Origin of the sequence: Allobosea sp. OAE752 (genome assembly GCF_050433265.1) — a bacterium.
Taxonomy (GTDB): Bacteria; Pseudomonadota; Alphaproteobacteria; order Rhizobiales; family Beijerinckiaceae; genus Allobosea; species Allobosea spartocytisi.
In genome coordinates, this window is record NZ_JBNPXO010000002.1 from 54011 (window position 1) to 71936 (window position 17926).

At 67.3% G+C, this 17926-nt stretch carries 16 protein-coding genes; 9 read left to right on the forward strand and 7 right to left on the reverse strand.

Annotation, left to right across the window (positions count from 1 at the left end; translation table 11 throughout):
• The first annotated feature begins 159 nt into the window (after positions 1-159).
• The 6 genes from GGC47_RS05050 (at position 160) to GGC47_RS05075 (ending at position 5750) form a co-directional block, all read left to right on the forward strand.
• Positions 160-1122, forward strand: a complete 963-nt coding sequence (locus tag GGC47_RS05050; RefSeq protein WP_370954437.1) for a carbohydrate kinase family protein — start codon at positions 160-162, stop codon at positions 1120-1122.
• A gap of 135 nt (positions 1123-1257) precedes the next feature.
• Positions 1258-1722: a MarR family winged helix-turn-helix transcriptional regulator gene (locus GGC47_RS05055; protein WP_370954653.1), complete on the forward strand. Its 465-nt coding sequence runs from the start codon at positions 1258-1260 to the stop codon at positions 1720-1722.
• On the forward strand, positions 1715-2968 hold the full coding sequence (locus GGC47_RS05060) for an HlyD family secretion protein (protein ID WP_370954436.1): 1254 nt from the start codon (positions 1715-1717) through the stop codon (positions 2966-2968). The genes GGC47_RS05055 and GGC47_RS05060 overlap by 8 nt, the downstream gene beginning before the upstream one ends.
• A gap of 57 nt (positions 2969-3025) precedes the next feature.
• Complete coding sequence (locus tag GGC47_RS05065; RefSeq protein ID WP_142021610.1) at positions 3026-4573, forward strand: DHA2 family efflux MFS transporter permease subunit; 1548 nt, start codon at positions 3026-3028, stop codon at positions 4571-4573.
• 176 nt (positions 4574-4749) lie between these two features.
• On the forward strand, positions 4750-4974 hold the full coding sequence (locus GGC47_RS05070) for a hypothetical protein (protein WP_038359392.1): 225 nt from the start codon (positions 4750-4752) through the stop codon (positions 4972-4974).
• A 200-nt stretch (positions 4975-5174) separates the two neighbouring features.
• Positions 5175-5750 (forward strand): WecB/TagA/CpsF family glycosyltransferase, encoded by a 576-nt coding sequence (locus GGC47_RS05075; RefSeq protein ID WP_185747924.1) that lies wholly within the window; start codon positions 5175-5177, stop codon positions 5748-5750.
• A 73-nt stretch (positions 5751-5823) separates the two neighbouring features.
• Here GGC47_RS05075 and GGC47_RS05080 read toward each other — a convergent pair whose 3' ends face one another.
• Positions 5824-7272 (reverse strand): undecaprenyl-phosphate glucose phosphotransferase, encoded by a 1449-nt coding sequence (locus GGC47_RS05080; RefSeq protein ID WP_051987547.1) that lies wholly within the window; start codon positions 7270-7272, stop codon positions 5824-5826.
• Positions 7273-7480: 208 nt separating this feature from the next.
• On the reverse strand, positions 7481-7855 hold the full coding sequence (locus GGC47_RS05085; RefSeq protein ID WP_113252669.1) for a VanZ family protein: 375 nt from the start codon (positions 7853-7855) through the stop codon (positions 7481-7483).
• Between the two features lie 211 nt (positions 7856-8066).
• On the opposite strand from GGC47_RS05085, the gene GGC47_RS05090 reads away from it, so the two are divergent.
• Complete coding sequence (locus GGC47_RS05090) at positions 8067-8816, forward strand: aspartate/glutamate racemase family protein (RefSeq protein ID WP_142021612.1); 750 nt, start codon at positions 8067-8069, stop codon at positions 8814-8816.
• Between the two features lie 97 nt (positions 8817-8913).
• A complete protein-coding gene (locus GGC47_RS05095) occupies positions 8914-10308 on the forward strand; it encodes a DUF2793 domain-containing protein (RefSeq protein ID WP_185747925.1) in 1395 nt (464 codons plus the stop codon).
• Between the two features lie 6 nt (positions 10309-10314).
• Here the strand turns inward: GGC47_RS05095 and GGC47_RS05100 are convergent, their stop codons facing one another.
• Complete coding sequence (locus GGC47_RS05100; RefSeq protein WP_038359385.1) at positions 10315-11232, reverse strand: dihydrodipicolinate synthase family protein; 918 nt, start codon at positions 11230-11232, stop codon at positions 10315-10317.
• Positions 11222-11923, reverse strand: a complete 702-nt coding sequence (locus GGC47_RS05105; protein WP_038359383.1) for a GntR family transcriptional regulator — start codon at positions 11921-11923, stop codon at positions 11222-11224. Before GGC47_RS05105 ends, GGC47_RS05100 begins: the two co-directional genes overlap by 11 nt.
• Before the next feature lie 200 nt (positions 11924-12123).
• Here GGC47_RS05105 and GGC47_RS05110 point away from each other — a divergent pair, with 200 nt between their 5' ends.
• Positions 12124-13095 carry a Bug family tripartite tricarboxylate transporter substrate binding protein gene (locus tag GGC47_RS05110; RefSeq protein ID WP_038359381.1) on the forward strand — a complete coding sequence of 324 codons (972 nt, stop codon included), beginning with the start codon at positions 12124-12126 and terminating at the stop codon, positions 13093-13095.
• 22 nt (positions 13096-13117) lie between these two features.
• On the opposite strand, the gene GGC47_RS05115 is transcribed toward GGC47_RS05110, so the two are convergent.
• The 3 genes from GGC47_RS05115 to GGC47_RS05125 form a co-directional block, all read right to left on the reverse strand.
• Positions 13118-14545 (reverse strand): phosphomannomutase, encoded by a 1428-nt coding sequence (locus tag GGC47_RS05115; protein ID WP_142021900.1) that lies wholly within the window; start codon positions 14543-14545, stop codon positions 13118-13120.
• A gap of 462 nt (positions 14546-15007) precedes the next feature.
• Positions 15008-16426: a mannose-1-phosphate guanylyltransferase/mannose-6-phosphate isomerase gene (locus GGC47_RS05120; RefSeq protein ID WP_142021614.1), complete on the reverse strand. Its 1419-nt coding sequence runs from the start codon at positions 16424-16426 to the stop codon at positions 15008-15010.
• 103 nt (positions 16427-16529) lie between these two features.
• On the reverse strand, positions 16530-17876 hold the full coding sequence (locus GGC47_RS05125; RefSeq protein WP_142021615.1) for a UDP-glucose dehydrogenase family protein: 1347 nt from the start codon (positions 17874-17876) through the stop codon (positions 16530-16532).
• Positions 17877-17926 lie beyond the last annotated feature (50 nt).

A 17926-nucleotide genomic window follows, 5' to 3' on the forward strand; every position in this document is an offset into this window, starting at 1 on the left:
GGTGCAAGGCGCTCGCCGTTCTCGCGCCATCTCCCGTAGTTTCGGCATCCCGTCGAAAATGCTCGAATGCCATGGCCAGCCGGCTGGCGGCATGGCATTCGATCGGTTTGCCCGGCGGCCGAAACCTTGCCGCCCCTGCAGGGAAAGCAGCGATTCGTCATGTTCCTGGTTTGCGGCGAAGCCCTGATCGATCTTTTCGTCGCTCCGGCGGACGGGAACGAGATGCCGGCGCGGGCCGTCGCGGGCGGTTCGCCCTTCAACCTTGCCGTCGGCCTCGCGCGGCTCGGCATGCCGGCGGCTTTCCTGGGCGGTCTTTCGCGTGACCGCTTCGGCGCATTTCTCGCGGCGCGGCTGACGAAGGAAGGCGTCGACGGGCGCTTTCTGACGGTCAGCGACGGGCCGACGACGATCTCCGCCATCGTCACCGCGCAGGATGGCCAGCCGGGCTATTCCTTCCACGGCGAGGGCGCTGCCGATCGCCTGCTCATGCCGGCCGATCTGCCGGCCGTGCTGCCGCCGGAGATCACGGCGCTGACCTTCGGCTCCTATACGATGGCGGTCGAGCCGGTCGCTTCGACGCTCGCGGCCCTGGCCGAGCGCGAGGCGGGCCGGCGGGTCATCAGCGTCGATCCCAATCTACGGCCGATGGTCGTCGGCGACATGGCCCGCTGGGCCGAGGCGGCCGAGCGCTTCTACCGCGTGGCGACGATCATCAAGGCAAGCGAAGAGGATATCCGCATCGCCTGGCATGGGCAGCTCTCGATCGGCGAGGCTGCATCCTACTGGCTCGAGCGTGGTGCCGGCCTGGTCGTCATCACAGAAGGGGAGCGGGGAGCGACCGCTTTCAACGCCGCCGGGCAGGTTTCGGTGCGGGGGCGCCCGGTGCGGGTCGTCGATACCGTCGCGGCCGGAGACAGCTTCCATGCGGCGCTGCTGGCGCAGCTCGCGAGGACAGGGCGGCTGAGCCCGGCCGCCATCGCGGCACTCGATCTGCCCGCGCTTGCCGAATTGCTCGATTATGCTACGGCGGCGGCCGCCGTGACGGTCACGCGACGCGGCGCCGACCTGCCGACCGATGCCGAGGTGCAGGCGGCTCGCGCGGAAGGTTCTGGTTGCCAATGAGGCGATGCGAGCCCGCGCGCGGCTTCGATTCTTAGCCGCGACATCGCGCCACAGCCTCCGCCCTCAGACTCGTTCGAACGTCGCTTGGCGAGACTAAGCGCCAATATTATATAGATGCTTATGACCAGCATGCCTATAAAACCGCCGCCGACTGTGGGTTTTCTGCTCCATGATGTCGCGCGCCTTTTGCGCAAGCGTTTCGAGCAGCATGCGCGCGATTCCGGGTTGACCCGTTCGCAATGGCAGGTGCTCGCCTATATCGATCAGAATGCCGGCATTCAGCAGGGTGCGCTGGCCGAGCTCATGGATGTCGAGCCCATCACGGTCGGGCGCATCGTCGACAAGCTCGAGGGCTGCGGGCTGGCGGAACGCCGGCCGCACGCGACCGATAGGCGCGTCTGGCAGCTCTATCTGACTGAGAAGGCCGGGCCGAAGCTGACGGAGCTGCGCGCGCTCGGCGAAATCACGCGGGCAGAGGCGTTCGGCGACATTCCGCAGCCCGAGCGCGAGCAGCTTCTCGCGACGCTGGGACAGATGCGAACCAATCTCACGGCCGCCTGCCAGATGCGGGTGGCCGAAAGGCAGGTCCAAAATGGATGACGCAGCCAGAAAGACCGAGGCGGCCGCCCAAGCCGTCCGTGATGAAGAGGCCGAGTCCGGCTCCCCAGGCAATGTGACCGAGATCAGGCGCCTCGAGCCCAAGGCGCCCGCTCAGCCACAGCCGGCGGCGAAGGCGCCGGAAACTACCACGCCGACCGCTCCTGCCCAGGCTGCGACAGCCCCCGCGTCGCCGGCCCGACGCAGCCGCACGCGACGCTTGCTCTTCGCGCTTCTGCCGATCGCGCTCGTCGCCGGTGGCTATTACTACGTCGTCGGCGGACAGGTGATGTCGACCGACAACGCCTATGTGCAGGCGGACATCCTCGGCATCTCGACCGATGTCGCCGGCATCGTCAGCGAGATCGACGTCCGGGACAACCAGACCGTGAAGGCGGGCGACGTGCTGTTCCGGCTCGACGACAAGCCGTTCCGCTTCGCGCTGGAGCGGGCCGATGCGCAGATCGGCGTGGTCCGCAACGATCTCGAAGCGCTGAAGGCCAGCTACAAGACCATGCAGAGCCAGATCGAGCAGGCTCGCACCGATATCGCCTTCTACGAGACCGCCTTCAAGCGCCAGCAGGACCTCGCCACCAAATCCGTCGCCTCCCAGGCGACCTACGACCAGGCCAAGCATGATCTCGATGGCGCAAGGCTCAAGCTGGCGCAGCTCGAAAGCCAGCTTGCCGGCATCGCCGCCAACCTCAATGGCACGCCCGATGCACCGGTCGAGGAACACCCGCGCTACAAGGACGCCGTCGCGGCCCGGGCCGAGGCGCAGCGCCAGTTCGAGCACACCACGGTTCGCGCGCCGATGAACGGCGTCGTCACCAATGTGCCTTCGCTGCAGAAGGGCCAGTATCTGGAGGCGGCGACCAGCGCGTTCAGCCTCGTCTCGACCGAGCATGTCTGGATCCAGGCCAATCCGAAGGAGACCGAGCTCACCTGGGTGAAGCCCGGACAATCGGCGGAAGTCTATGTCGACACCTATCCGGGCGCCGCCTGGAAAGGCACGGTCGACAGCATCAGCCCGGCCTCGGCCGCGAGCTTCTCGCTGCTGCCGGCGCAGAACACCAGCGGCAACTGGGTCAAGGTGGTGCAGCGCATCGCCATGCGTGTGAAGATCGACACCCCCGCCGACCAGCCCCAACTGCGTGCCGGCATGAGCGTGACGCTCGACGTCGACACAGGCCATGAGCGCGGTCTGCCGAGCTTCATCTCGGGCGCCTTCGGCAAGAGCGCCAAGTAGAGCGGCCGGGTAGAGCGCGCCAAGTAGAGCAAGACCAGCAAACAGAAGAGGCCTGTCATGGCCAGCTCAGCCGCCGCGACGACCCCGGTTGCCAATCGCGGCGCCATCACCGCCTGCGTGATCCTCGCGGTCATCATGCAGGCGCTGGACACCACCATCGCCAATGTCGCGCTGCCCTATATTCAGGGCAGCGTCTCGGCGAGCGCCGACCAGATCAACTGGGTCCTGACCTCCTATATCGTCGCGGCGGCGATCATGACGCCACCCTCGGGCTTCCTGGCCGCGCGTTTCGGCCGCAAGCGCGTGCTCTCCGTCGCGATCGTCGGCTTCGTCGTGGCCTCGATCCTGTGCGGCGCGGCCCAGTCGCTGACGCAGATCGTCGGATTCCGTTTGTTGCAGGGCTTTTTCGGCGCCGCGCTGGTGCCGCTCTCGCAGAGCATCCTGCTCGACATTTACACGCCGGAGGAGCGCGGCTCGGCGATGGCGCTGTTCGGCGTCTCGGTCATGGTCGGGCCGGTGCTCGGCCCCGTGCTCGGCGGCTGGCTGACCGAGAACATTTCCTGGCGCTGGGTCTTCTACATCAATCTGCCGCTCGGCATCCTGGCGCTGGCGGGCGTTTCGATCTTCGTCACCGAGACCAAGTCCAGCGCCCTTGCCAAGCTCGACTGGATCGGCTTCGGCTCGCTCAGCCTCGCGATCGCGGCGCTGCAGCTCTTCCTCGACCGCGGAGCGCAGCTCGACTGGTTCGACTCGCTGGAGATCATCGTGGAGGCGACGGTCTGCGTCGCGGCGGTCTACGTCCTGGCGGTGCACACCTTCACGGCGGAGAACTCCTTCATCAAGCCGCGCATGTTCCTCGACCGGAACTTCAATGTCGGGCTGATCTTCATCTTCCTCGTCGGCATCTGCTATCTGGCGTCGCTCGCGCTGCTCACGCCTTTCCTGCAGACGCTGCTGGGCTATCCGGTGGTGACGGCCGGCATCGTCATGGGGCCGCGGGGCCTTGGCACCATGGCCTGCATGTTCCTGGTCGGGCGATTGATCGGAAAGGTCGACATCCGCATCCTGCTCGGCGCCGGGCTCCTGGTCAGCGCCTGGGCGATGTACGACATGACCGGCTGGACGCCGGATGTCTCGCAGCAGACGATCATCGTCACGGGCTTCATCCAGGGCGCCGGGCTCGGCCTGCTCTTCGTGCCGTTGACGACGATCACCTTCGCGACGCTGCCGGCGGAGTATCGCGGGGACGGCACCGGGCTCTACAATCTCTCGCGCAATATCGGCTCCAGCGTCGGCATCTCGCTGGTCAGCTACCTCTTGACCCGCAACGTGCAGGTGAACCACGCCGAGATCGCCAACTATGTGACCCCGTTCAACCGCATCTTCGACATGCCGGCGATCAGGCATGCCTGGGACCCGACGACGCTGGCCGGCCGCGCGGCGCTGGACGAGGTGGTGACGCGGCAGGCGACGATCATCGCCTATGTCGACGACTTCAAGCTACTGATGATCCTGTGCCTGGCAGCTTTGCCGTTCCTGGCGCTGCTGCGCACGCCGCGCCAGCAGGCGGCCCCGTCCGACGATCACGCGATGGTGATGGAATAACGCTGCTGCCGAGCGGCCGATGGCCGTTTTATTCAGTGGGAGCCGCGGTACATCAGGCAATGTCGCGGACAAATTCACCTTAGGTCATTTCTCGGCTTGCACTTTGCCTGCGTCTCGCATTGGATCAGAGATGCGAGGAGCAGGTTTACGGTTCGTTAACGGTAAGAGATCGTTTTATGCGTTCGATGCGTGTCCGGCCACCCGTGACGGTGCCGATCCGGATGCCCTCCGTACGGGACATCCCGCCGCCTGCCAACGACAACCGCCCCGTCGAGCACGAGACGGTGGCGAGCCTTCTGATCGGCCGTTCGCTGCTGATTATCGGCGTTCTGGTCGCGGCCGGGCTCATGCTCGGCTGGGCCGGGTGGCTGGGGCGAGCCGTCTGGCGAACGCTGCATTGATGCCGGGGCGTCCTCCGGCCGCCTGAGGCCCGAGGACGCTGACCCAAAATCGGTCACCTTTGGTTGCGACACATTTGAACGGATATCTAAATTTTTAAGGAAGTAGCCGCTTCCTGTCTCTGACGGCAGCGGGCAAGCCCAGGCAGCAATGCAAGGCCATATCGCTGCCGGATGCCCGTCTCGAGCGAAATGGGGACAGCGTGACGTCGGACTCGATCGAACAGCAGATTGAACAGGCCGTGCGGGCCGATGCCGCCCGGCGCGAAACCGGCTTGGAAGACGCGCTGCGCCGCTGCGAGAGCGCGGGCGAGGCGGTGTTCCTGTTCGGTGGTGACAGCGCGACGATCCATGCGCTGCGCAGCCGCATCCGCTTGGCCTTTCCCGGCCTGCGCCTTGCGGGCATCTGCGACGCCGATTTCTCCGGCCCGGCCGGCCGCGCGATCCTCGACCATATTGCCGCCTGCGCGCCGGACGTGGTCATCGTCGACGTGGCTCCGAAGCGCCACCGGGCGCTGATCGCGGAATTCGCGGCCCATGGGCTGCATACGGGCCTCGTCAACCTGCCCGGCACCTTCGCGCGCCACGCGGCCGCACAGCCGCAGACCGGCGCCGCGGCGGCAAGCCTCGCTGCCCGGCGGCCCTCCCGGATCGGCCAGCTCATGAGCGGTTTCGCCGCAGCCATGCGCTTTTCCGGCATCATCGCCCGCCAGCTCGTTCATGACGTCGCTCCGCGCCCGGTGTCGCAGGCCTATCACGCGCTCCGCCGCGACGGCTGAGCCGGCTTTTCTCCGCAACATCTGATTTTCCCGAGAAGCGGAATCCGCTTCTCGGCCGATGCTGCGATGACCGTCACACCGCGTTCCGGAACGCCTTGGAGCTGAACACCGTCCGGAACAGGATGGCGAGGTCGAGCGTGAACGACCAGTGGTCGATATACCAGAGGTCATGGGCGACGCGGGCCGCCATCTTCTCGTCGGTGTCGGTCTCGCCGCGCAAGCCGTTGACCTGCGCCCAGCCGGTGATGCCGGGCTTGACGTTGTGGCGGCGGGCGTAGAGCGCGATCTTGCGCTCGAACTCCCGGTCATGCGCCAGGGCATGGGGGCGCGGGCCGACCAGTGACATATGGCCGGCCATGACGTTCAGCAATTGCGGCAATTCGTCGAGATTATAGCGGCGCAGCACCCGGCCGATGCGGGTAATGCGGGGATCGTCGCGCCGCGCCTGCACGATCACGGCGCCGTCGTCGGTCGTCGTCATGGTGCGGAACTTGAAGATGCGGAACGCCGCCTGATTGAAGCCATGGCGGCGCTGGCGGAACAGCACCGGGCCGGGTGAATCGATCCGGATCGCCAGCGCGATCAGCAACAGCAGCGGCAGCAGCAACAGCCCGGCCAGCGCCGCGGCGGTGAGATCGAAAGCCCGCTTGCAGGCGATTTCGACCGGCGACAGCGGAGCACGCGTCAGGCGCAGGCTCGAAAGCGCGCCGGCGCTGACGAAATGCGGCTGCTCGAAGCGGCTCATGATCTTCTCGGGCGCGAGATGGATCGCGACCGGCATGTTCATGAATGCGTCGACGCAGGCCTCGATCGTCTCATGGTCCGACCAGGGCACGGCGATGAAGACCGCGTCGGGCCGCTTCGCCCGGCAACTGGCGGCGGCGGCCGCGAGATCGGCCGCAAGGGCTTCGCGCGGATCGCGGCGCGGCTGCTGCGGGTTGAGGAAGGCCACGTCGACGATGGCGCTGCCGGCATTCCATGGCTTGCAGCGGTCGACGAAGGACATGACTTCCTTCTCCCGGCCGATCAGGAAGACGCGCTCGGAGGTGATCCGGCCGGTGCGGCTTCCCGCCGAGATCAGGCGGACGATGGCCGAACGGGTCAGCACGATGGCGGGAATGCCGGCGAGATAGCTCGTCAGGAGGACGGCCCGCGAATAGTGATCGGCGATCTTGGCGAGGACAAGCAGCACCAGGAACGCGACAAACGCGATGTTCCAGGCCGAGAAGGCCGCCGCGACCTGGCCTTTCGTCGAGAGGTAATTGCCGATCTGGTAGCGTCCGCGCATCAGGTTGACGAAGACGAACAGCGCCGCCAGCGTGCCGGCGAGTTCCGGAGTCCGCTCGTCCACCTGGAAAGAGCCCTGCATCGCAAGATCGGTCGACCAGTCCATGGCGTAGACCAGGGCCACGACGAGGACGCCGTCGCACGCCGCCGTCAGCAGGCCGAGCCAGTGCCGCCAGCTTCTCGCAGGGCCTCGGGGCAGCGCCAACGGTGCCTGCCTGAGATGGTCGACGCTCATATTCGCCCAGTCCTTGCCGCTTTGTCTCCCGCTTTCGGCGCGAGGACCGAGATAGGCGGGAGCAGTCGGCGACGCAACCGCAAGCGCCATGCCGCGCGGCATTGCACCGGATCGGTGCGAATTTCAATCAGTGCGTGTGGTTGCCGGCGAAAACGACGCGAGATCACGCCGAAAAAGTGACGGCGTGTTCCGTTACGGCACAGCCTCTTCAGGCCAGGCTGCGCAGGCGCCGTGCCAGATAATCGAGGGAGACGGCAAGGCCGCCGCCGGTCAGGGTCCCCAGAATCTTGACCACGGCATCGTGGGGCCGGCCATGGCGAGTCGCCTCCCAGGTCTGGGCCCATTCGAGCCCGAGCGCGAGAAGCACGATGCCGCCCAGCACGAACCAGCGCTGGCGCGGATAGGCGAAGGCCAGCGCGCCGCCGGCCGCGAGATAGGCCATGAAGCGTTCGACGTCCGCCCCCACATCCGGGAGATGGGGACGCAGCTCGATCGGCGACAGCGTCGAGACGAGGATGGCGGCCAGCGCGCACCAGCCGAGGAAGGTCGCGAGGCGGCGCAGATGGTCGAAGGGATCGGTCAAGGAATCAGAATCCAGAGGCGCGAATCGCGGCTACGCAAACAACGGGCCAGAAGCAGGTTACGCAACCGATTTTTTGGCGAGCGACGTGCTTTATGATCTTGCGAACACGGCAAAGCAATGGCGCAAGCGCGACTTCGCGGTCACCATCATGCTATCGCCGCCCTGTGGAACAATCGCCCGGCGCGGGCGCAACGATCGCAACGGAATGCCGATGACAGACGAAGCCCGTTCCGGACCCGCCTCCCGCATCGCTCGCGGCGGGAGGGCGATCTACGGAGTGCCGCTGGGCATCCTGATGCTGGAAGCGCGTTTCCCGCGAATTCCCGGCGACATGGGCAACGGCACGACCTGGCCCTTTCCGGTGCTCTACCATGTCGTCACGGGAGCGAGCCCGGAAAAGGTGGTCCTGAAGGGAGCCGCCGGGCTTTTGCCGGATTTCGTGGCGGCAGCGCGAGAGCTGGTCAGGCTCGGCGCGGAAGCGATCACCACCAATTGCGGCTTTCTATCCCTGTTCCAGCGCGAGCTCGCGGCCGCGGTGAATGTTCCGGTCGCGACATCGTCGCTGATGCAGGTGCCGTGGGTGCAGGGGACGCTGCCGCCCGGAAAGCGCGTTGGTCTCGTCACCGTCTCGGCCGCGACGCTGACGCCGGCCCATCTCGAAGCTGCCGGCGTGCCGCTCGACACACCGGTCGCCGGCACCGAAAATGGCCGCGAATTCTTCCGCGTGCTGATCAAGGCCGAGAAGGACGACATGGATGTCGAGCTTGCCCGGCAGGATGTGGTCGAGGCTGCGCTCGATCTCGTGGCGCGGCATCCCGATGTCGGCGCGATCGTGCTGGAATGCACCAACATGCCGCCTTATGCGGCGGCCGTGCAGCAGGCGACGGGGCTGCCGGTCTACGACATCTATTCGCTGATCACCTGGTTCCATGCCGGCTTGCGGCCCCGGAGCTTCGGTTAAGATCGGCGCCGGGCATCCGCCGACCCCCGGAACTTATCCCCGGCGCTTCGGGCACCTGCATCATCCAGCCTCGCATCGTCCGATCCCGCGAGGCCCCATGACCGTCACGCCCCGTCTCTCGCTGCCGCTGCTTGCCGCCGGCCAGGCGCAGAAACATGTCACGCACAACGACGCGCTGGTGCGCCTCGACGCCCTGATCCATCTGGTCGTCGACAGCCGCAGCCAGTCCGCGCCGCCAGGCAGCCCGAGCGAATTGTCGGCCTATATCGTGCCGGCCGGCGGCACCGGCATCTTTGCCGGGCGCGCGGGTCAGGTGGCGCTGTTCGAGGATGGCGGCTGGATCTTCCTCACGCCGCGGGTCGGCTGGCAGGCCTGGATCGCCGACGAGGCCGAGCACACTCTCTGGACGGGCACGGAATGGCGCAGGGCCAGCCCGCTCAGCGGCCTTGGCGCCGAGAAATGGGGCGTCAACGCCACGGCCGACGACAGCAACCGGCTGGTGGTGTCGTCGGAGGCGAGCCTGTTCAACCATGCCGGCGGCGACCATCGGCTCAAGCTCAACAAGGCGAATGCCGGGGCGACGGCGAGCGTGCTGTTTCAGTCCAACTGGTCGGGGAGGGCGGAGTTCGGTCTCGCGGGCGACGACGATTTCCGGGTCAAGGTCAGCCCCGATGGCGCGGCCTGGCACGATGCGCTCGCCATCGACCGGGCCGGCGGAGGGGTCGCGCTGCCGGGCTCGCCCTGGGCGGCAGGGCAGAACCTGCTGATCAATGGCGACATCCAGATCAATCAGCGCGGCTTTGCCGGCGGGGCGCTGGTGGCGGGCGCCTATGGCTTCGACCGCTGGAAGGCGGGTGCCAGCGGAGCGAACCTGTCGCTCAGCGGCTTCACGGTGAGTTTGAATACGGGCGCGATCCTGCAACCGGTCGAGCCGGCGGCGTGGGGGATTTCGTCCTTTGCGGGCATGACGCTCGCGGTTTCGGTGGAGGGGCTGAGCGGCGGCGATCTCAGCGTCAGGGTCGGCAGCCAGTCCGGTACGATCACCGCCGGGGCCGGGCGGCGCTTCGTCGCGCTGACGCCGGCGCCGGGGGATAGCGGCCCGCTCGCGGTGAGCTTGGCGCCAGTGGCCGGGGCGGTGAGCTTCGCGCGCGTCAAGCTGGAGATCGGCCGCATCGCGACCCATTGGTCGCCGCGTCCGATCGGCGCCGAACAGCAGCTCTGCCGGCGCTATCACTGGCGGCCGGGCGGGACGGTGCTGATCGACGCCTATCAGGCGGCCGGCGCCGCTGCGCGCCAGACGCTGCCGCTGCCCGTGCCGATGCGGACGACGCCGACGGTGAGCTATGGCATCTCGCAGGACATCAACGTGCAGGGCTCCGACCGCGGCATCGTCGCTTCGTCGCCGGAATGGGCCCAGGCCTATGTCACGGCGCAGGCGCTGGGCCGGGTGCGGGCGGCCTTCGACACGATCGCCTTCGACGCGGAGCTGTGAGGCCGGCTACTCCGCCGCAGCTTTCGCAGCTCCCCAACCCGACACGATGGCGCGCAGTTCCGCCCGCTCGGCCGCGTTGAGTTCCGGCAGGCCGGGCAGGCGGACCGGGCCGACATCGATGCCGAGCAATCCCAGCGCTTCCTTCACCACGGTGACATTGGCGCCGTTGCCGTATTTGGTGCGCAGCTTCTCGAAGCCGGCGATGGCGTCGACCTCGCGGCGCGCGGCGTCGTAGTCGCCCGCTTCCAGCGCGCGCCAGACGGCGAGCGAGCGCGCGGGGACGACATTGACGAGCCCCGAGGTGAAGCCGCGCGCGCCCAGCGCATGGAAGGGCGCGGCCCAGCCCTCGGCGAGACCGCAGATCCAATTGGCGGAAGTGCCTTGCGTCTCGCGCACGCAATCGGCGAGCAGCATCATGTTGGTGGAGGCGAATTTCACGCCCGCGACATTGGGATGGGTCGCGACGCGGATCAGGTCGGTCACGCCGATGGCGTCGGAGCGGATATAGGCGACGAGCGGGATCGTCAGCGCCTCGGCGATGGCGAGGATGTAGTCGGCCTGGGATTGCGGCGCGGCGAAGGGGTCGAGCGGGTGATGCACCATCGCCGCGTCGCAGCCGGCCCTGGCCGCGAGCCTGCCGGTCGCGACAGCTTCGCGCAAAGACCGCCCGATGCCGGCCGTGACGAGCGCCCTGCCGGCGGCGGCTTCGGCCGCGACGGCGTGGGAGCGTTCCACCTCCGCCGTCGTCATCGGGTAGAATTCGCCGGTGTTGCCGGCCGAGACGATGTTGTGGATGCCGGCCTCGGCGATTCCGCGCACGATCCCGCCCGTCAGCGCCCAGTCGGCCTCGCCATCCGCCTTCCAGGCGGTGACATGGACGCCGGAAATGCCGCGCAGTGCGCGACGCACCTTGTCATTCGTCATAGTCCAGTCCCTCCGCATCCGCGCCGAAGACGAGCCGCACATGGGCTTTCCCCGAACGGACGATGTGTTGGCGCATCCTGCGTTCGGCGAGCGCGGGATCGCGCGCCAGCAGCGCCTCGCAGATGCCGCGATGCTCCGCGAAACCCCGGCGGCGCTCCGCCAGCTCCGAATGAAGCGCGATGCGCTGGGCATGGTCGTACATCCGCTGCCCGTCGAGGCGGCGCTCCAGATAGGTGCAGCCCGAGATGCGGTGGATCGCCTGATGATAGGCGCCGTTGAGCGCGACGAGATCCTCCAGCTCGCCATGCTCCGTCGCCTGCTCCATCTCCGCGATCAATCGGGAGAGCTCGCGTCCGCCGGCTTCGGTCAGGCGGTTGGCGGCGATATGGGCCATGACGCTTTCGAGTGCGGCGCGTCCGAGCGCCATCTCCAGCGCTTGCCGGGCAGAGAACTCGACGAAGACGCCGCGCCGCGCCTCGGTCCGCACCAGCCCCTCGCTCTCGAGCTTGCGGATCGCGTCCTTCACGGGGGTGGTGCTGACGCCGAGCATCTCGGCGAGATGGCGCTCATTCAGCCGCTCGCCATTGCGGAAACGCCCGGCGACGATGGCCCGGCGCAGGCGCTCATGGACATGCTCGCGCAGGGAACGCAGCAGGTCGGGCGCAACGGGTTCGACGGCGGGCTGCAACATTCACTCTTCCGGCGCGACGGAAATGGGGAGGCCGCTGCCGGATTCCCCATGGCGGCGTCGGTCACCAGACACCACAATCCGGTTGTCTCGGCAATCTGAAATTTCAGATTTCAAATCTCCAGCCCTGTGTTATCCCTTGGCGCAAGCGCCCGCTCACGAGGCGCAAGGCGGATTCTCCGCATCAGGGAGGAATGAAACCGATGAGCATCACCCGCAGAACCATCATCGCCGCGGCTTGCCTTGCCGCGGCCGGGCCCGCTTTCGCGCAGGGCGAGTATCCCGGCAGCAGGGTCGTCACCATCGTCGTGCCCTTTGCGGCCGGCGGCACCACCGACATGCTCGGGCGCATCCTCGCCGACCGGCTCGGCGCACGCCTCGGCGGCAGGTTCATCGTCGAGAACAGGGCCGGGGCGGGCGGCAATACCGGTGTCGCCGCCGTGGCGCGGGCTCCGGCGGACGGCTACACGCTGACGATGGGCACGGTCTCGACCCATGCGATCAATCCGGCGGTCTACTCCAGACTGCCTTTCGACCACGTCAAGGATTTCGCGCCGATCTCGCAAGTCGCGAGCGTGCCGAACATCCTGATGGTCAATATCGACCTGCCGGCGAAGAGTGTGCCGGAGCTGATCGACCTGCTGAAGAAGAATCCGGGCAAGTACTCCTTCGGCTCCTCGGGCGCCGGCACCTCGACCCATATGGCGGCGGAGATGTTCAAGGTGGCGACTGGCACCGACATGGCCCATGTGCCCTATCGCTCGAGCGGGCAGGTGACGCAGGACCTGCTCTCCGGCCAGATCCAGGTCAGCTTCGACAACATCACCATCGCCTGGCCGCATGTGCAGGAGGGCAAGATCCGGGCCCTGGCGACGGCGACGCCGAAGCGACTCGAAGTGGCCAAGGATCTGCCGGCGCTGGCCGAGTTCATTCCGGGTTACGACGCCAGTTCCTGGCACGGTTTCTTCGCGCCCGCCGGCGTGCCGAAGGAGATCGTCGCGAAGCTCTCGGCGGAGACGCAGGCGATCATGAAGGAGCCGGCGGTGATCGAGCAGCTCAGGAAGCTCGGCGTCGATCCGGTCGGGTCGTCGCAGGACGCATTCGCCGCCCATATCGCCGCGGAGACGACGCGCTGGGCCGAGGTCGCGCAGAAGGCGAATGTGAAGATCGAGTGAGGCGGGGCCCGCCGCCTTGCTGTCAGCGGGTCTGTGCCGCCGCGAAGGCGAGGTTTTCGGCGAGGAGCGCCTCGGCGGCCTCCTGCGTCGGCGCCTCGACATAGACGCGCAGCTCGGGCGCGTTGCCGGAAGCGCGGAAATGAGCCGTGGCGCCATCGCCCAGCGTCAGGCGCAGGCCGTCGCGCCGGTCGCGCGCCGCGACACCGCCGCGGCTCGCGAAGGCCGCATCGCGGAAGGCGGGATCCTCCGCGTCGAGCCGGGCGATGAGCGCCGCGGTCCTGTCCTGCGGAATCTCCTGCAGGCGGTTCGACAGGGCGATGGCGAAGCGGGCTTCGGCGGCGATGGCGCTCAGGGCCTGACCGGATTGCCGGGCGAGTGCGAGCGTCGCCAGGATGGGCAGCATGGCGTCGCGCGTCGGCAGGGCGGGCAGGCGGCGGCCGTCACGCTCGACATCCGAGCCGAGCAGCACGCCGCCATTGGCCTCGAAGCCGATGATCGTCGTGGCACCCTCGGCCCTGGCCTGCTCCATGCCGGCGATGACATAGGGCGAGCCGACACGGGTGCGGACGACCTTGTCGAACAAGCCGGGACGGTCGAGCGCCGAGTTGGAGGTGACCGGCGTGACGATCGCATCGGCGCCGAGGAAGCGCGCGGTCAGGGCTCCGACGAGATCGCCGCGCAGGAAGCGGCCGTTCTCATCGGCGACGAGCGGCCGGTCCGCATCGCCGTCGGTCGAGACGATCGCATCGAGCGCCCGCTCGCCCGCCCATCGACGCGCGAGCTCCTCGTCCTCCGGCCGCAGCGCTTCGGTATCGACCGGGATGAAGTGCTCGCTGCGCCCGAGCGGAACGGGCGTGGCGCCGAGCCCCGCGAGCACGTCGCAGATGACGTCGCGGCCGACGGAAGAGTGCTGATAGACGCCGACGACCATGCCGCCCAGCGGCGAGGGCCCGAAGACGTCGAGATAGCGCGCTTTGTAGGCCGCCAGCGCTTCATATGTGTCCGTCGCCGCTGTTGCTTCGGGCACGGAGGAGAGGGCGAGGCGGGCCTGCCAGTCCAGGATGCGTCCCTCGTCGGTTTTGTCGATCTCACCGGCGGCGCGATAGAACTTCAGCCCGTTGCGATCGTCCGGGATATGGCTGCCCGTCACCATGATGGCGGGGGCGCGGCGCTGGATGGCGGCGAGCGCCAGGGCCGGGGTCGGCAGGGCGCCGCAATCGACCGGAACCAGGCCGGCGTCGGAAACGGCCTGCGCGCATTGGGCGGCGATGAGCGGGCTCGACGAGCGCAGATCCCGCCCGATCAGGACCTCGCCGGCCGGCCCCGCTGCATCGTCCTCGCGGATCATGGCGCAGAAGGCGCGGACATGGCTGTAGGCCGGCAAGCCGATGAGCTCGCTCACCAGGCCGCGCAGGCCGGAGGTTCCGAATTTCAGGCTGGTCATGGACAGGATACCAAGATCTCGCGGTTCGCGGCTGCAGGGTAGAGCATCTTCGAGTGGGGAGGATACCGGTTCGGGCGAAGAAAATGCCACGGAACAAGGGCTAGAGCGGTTCCGGCCTTAAGACATTCGCCGTACGCCTCGGCGCCGCAATGGCTGCTACAGGGCCTCGGAGAGGTCCGTTAAAATTGAAATATCGATTCACCCGGCTTTAGGGCCTGATCGTGCAGAACATCGTGGCGCGGCAGATGTCGCGCCTGCTGCCAGGGAGACGGCATCGATGCTCACGATCGCGACGATTTGGTTGGGTTGCCTGGCGATCTTCCTGCAGCTCGCCGATTCCGCTCCGGAGCTGAGCTGGCACGACTGAGTCGTCCGTCGCTAGCGCATCGCGGCGACGGAAAGGCTTGCGTCGCACGCGCTTGAAGGCGGGCGACAACGTTGCGGTGGTGGCGCTCCGGCGCGTCTTGCTCAGGCGCGTGCGTAGATGTCCTCGATCCGGACGATGTCGTCCTCGCCGGTGTAGGAGCCGACCTGAACCTCGATCAGTTCGAGCGGAATCTTGCCGGGGTTGGCCAGGCGGTGCGTGCAGCCGATCGGCAGGTAGATCGATTCGTTCTCGTGGATGTAGGAGACGGTGCCATCCAGCGTCACCTCGGCCGTCCCCGAGACGACGACCCAGTGCTCGGCCCGGTGGAAGTGCTTCTGCAGGCTCAGCAGGCCGCCGGGCTTGACGTTGATGCGCTTCACCTGGAAGCGGCCGCCGAGGTCGATACGCTGATACCAGCCCCAGGGCCGGTACATGCGCAGATGCTCGGTCGCCTCGCGGCGGCCCTCTTTCTTCAACCGCTCCACCAGCCCCTTGACCTCGGCGGCGCGCGCCTTGGTCGTAACCAGGACGGCGTCCCGCGTCGTGACGACCACGGCATCATCGAGGCCGATGACCGCCGTCAAGATCTCGTCGCTGCGGATCAGCGAGTTGCGGGTGCCGATGGCGACGACCGGGCCTTCCAGCACATTGCCAGCATCGTCCTGGGGACGGATCGCCTGCAGCGAATCCCAGCTGCCGACATCGGACCAGCCGAAGCTCGCACGCAGCACGCCGGCATGGCGTGTCTTCTCCATCACGGCATAGTCGATCGAAACCTTGGTGGCTTCGGCGAAGCCTTTCGGGTCCAGCCGCAGGAAGTCGAGATCCTTGGTGGCCGCCGCCAATGCCCGGGTTGCGCCGGACAGCACCTCGGGCACGAAAGCCTCGAGCTCTGCGAGCATCCGCTCGGCCGAGAAGATGAAGTTGCCGCTGTTCCAGAGGAAGCCCTGCTCGACATAGCCCAGCGCAGTCTCGGCGTCGGGTTTCTCAACGAAGCGGGCGACGGTGTTGGCGCCCTCGCTCTTCAGCGGCTTGCCGGGCTCGATATAGCCATAGCCGGTGGCAGGCTCGGTCGGGACGATGCCGAAGGTCATGATCGGGCCGTCCGCGGCAAGGCTCGCGGCGCGCCCGCAGTCGCGGCGGAAGGCCTCGACATCGGGAATGACGTGATCGGCGGCGAGCGCAAGGCAAAGGCCCTTCTCGTCCTTCTGCGAGACCAGCAGCGCGCCGATGGCGATCGCAGGAGCGGAATCGCGGCGTTCGGGCTCCAGCACGATGTCGCCGGCGACGCCGACGGCCCGCATCTGCTCGGCGACGACGAAGCGGAATTCGTTGTTGGTCACCACGATGGGATTGGCGAAACCGTCGCCTTTCACCCTGAGCAAGGTCGCCTGGAAGGTCGAAAGCCCATCATCGAGCAATGCGATGAACTGCTTGGGCATGGAGTCTCGCGACAGCGGCCACAGCCGCGTGCCAGCGCCGCCGGCCATGATCAAGGGGGTGATGAGGCGGGAGGTCATCAGAGTATCGGACTCCAAATCAGGTTTTAGCCGCGTCGGCCTCAGGGCAGGGCATGTTTCATGCCATATGCCGGCAAGGACCTACAGACTGTTCAGATTTCGATCAGGCTGCGTCGATGGCGTGGGAGGAGACCGGGTCGGAAATGCCGCGGCCGATATCGGCGTAGACGAAGCCCTTCTCGCGGACCTGCTCGCCACGATAGATGTTGCGCAGATCGATCAGGACCGGCGACCTCATGAGCGTCCTGACCCGATCGAGATCCAGCGCCCTGAAGATGTTCCATTCGGTGACGATCACGGCCGCATCGGCATCTTCGACGCATTCATAAGCATTGCCGCAATAGGTGACGGCGCCGGGCAGGACCGCCTTTGCCTGCTCCATGCCTTCGGGATCGAAGGCGCGGATCGTCGCGCCTGCGTCCTGCAGCGCGGTGATGATCGAGAGGGAGGGGGAATCGCGCATGTCGTCGGTGTTCGGCTTGAAGGTGAGGCCGAGCACCGCGACGGTCTTGCCCCGAACCGAGCCGCCGCAGGCCGCCACGACCTTGCGGCCCATGGCGCGCTTGCGCTGCTCGTTCACCGCGGCGACCGTCTCGACGATGCGCGCGGGGGTGCCGTAATCCTGAGCCGTCTTGATCAGGGCCAGCGTATCCTTGGGGAAGCAGGACCCGCCATAGCCCGGCCCGGCATGCAGGAACTTGCCGCCGATGCGGTTGTCGAGGCCCATGCCCCGCGCCACGTCCTGGACGTTGGCGCCGACCTGCTCGCACAGATCCGCCATCTCGTTGATGAAGGTGATCTTCGTCGCCAGGAAGGCGTTGGCGGCGTATTTCGTCAGCTCGGCGGTGCGGCGGCTGGTGTTCAGAATGGGCGCGCTGTTGAGATAGAGCGGACGATAGACATCCGCCATCACCTGCCGGGCGCGGGCGTCCTCGGTCCCGATGACGATGCGGTCGGGGCGCTTGAAGTCCTCGATCGCGGCGCCCTCGCGCAGGAACTCCGGGTTCGAGACCACGGCGAACTCGGCGTCCGGCCGCAATTCGCGCACGATCCGCTCGACCTCGTCGCCGGTGCCGACCGGGACCGTCGACTTGGTGACGATCACCGTGTAGCGGCCCAGCGCCTGCGCGATCTCGCGGGAGGCGGCATAGACATAGGACAGATCCGCGAAACCGTCGCCGCGGCGCGAGGGTGTGCCGACGGCGATGAAGACCGCGTCCGCTGCGCTCACGGGGCCGGCGAGGTCGGTCGTGAAGGACAGCCGGCCAGCGGCGGCGTTGCTGCGCACCAGTTCCGTCAGGCCAGGTTCGAAGATCGGAATCTCGCCGCGCTTCAGCGCTGCGATCTTGCTCTCCTGCTTGTCGACGCAGACGACCTCATGGCCGAAATCCGCGAAGCAGGCGCCGGATACCAAGCCGACATAACCCGATCCGACCATCACGATCTTCATCGCCAACTCCAAAGAAACCTATTTCGCGCCTGCGACACATATATCGCCTT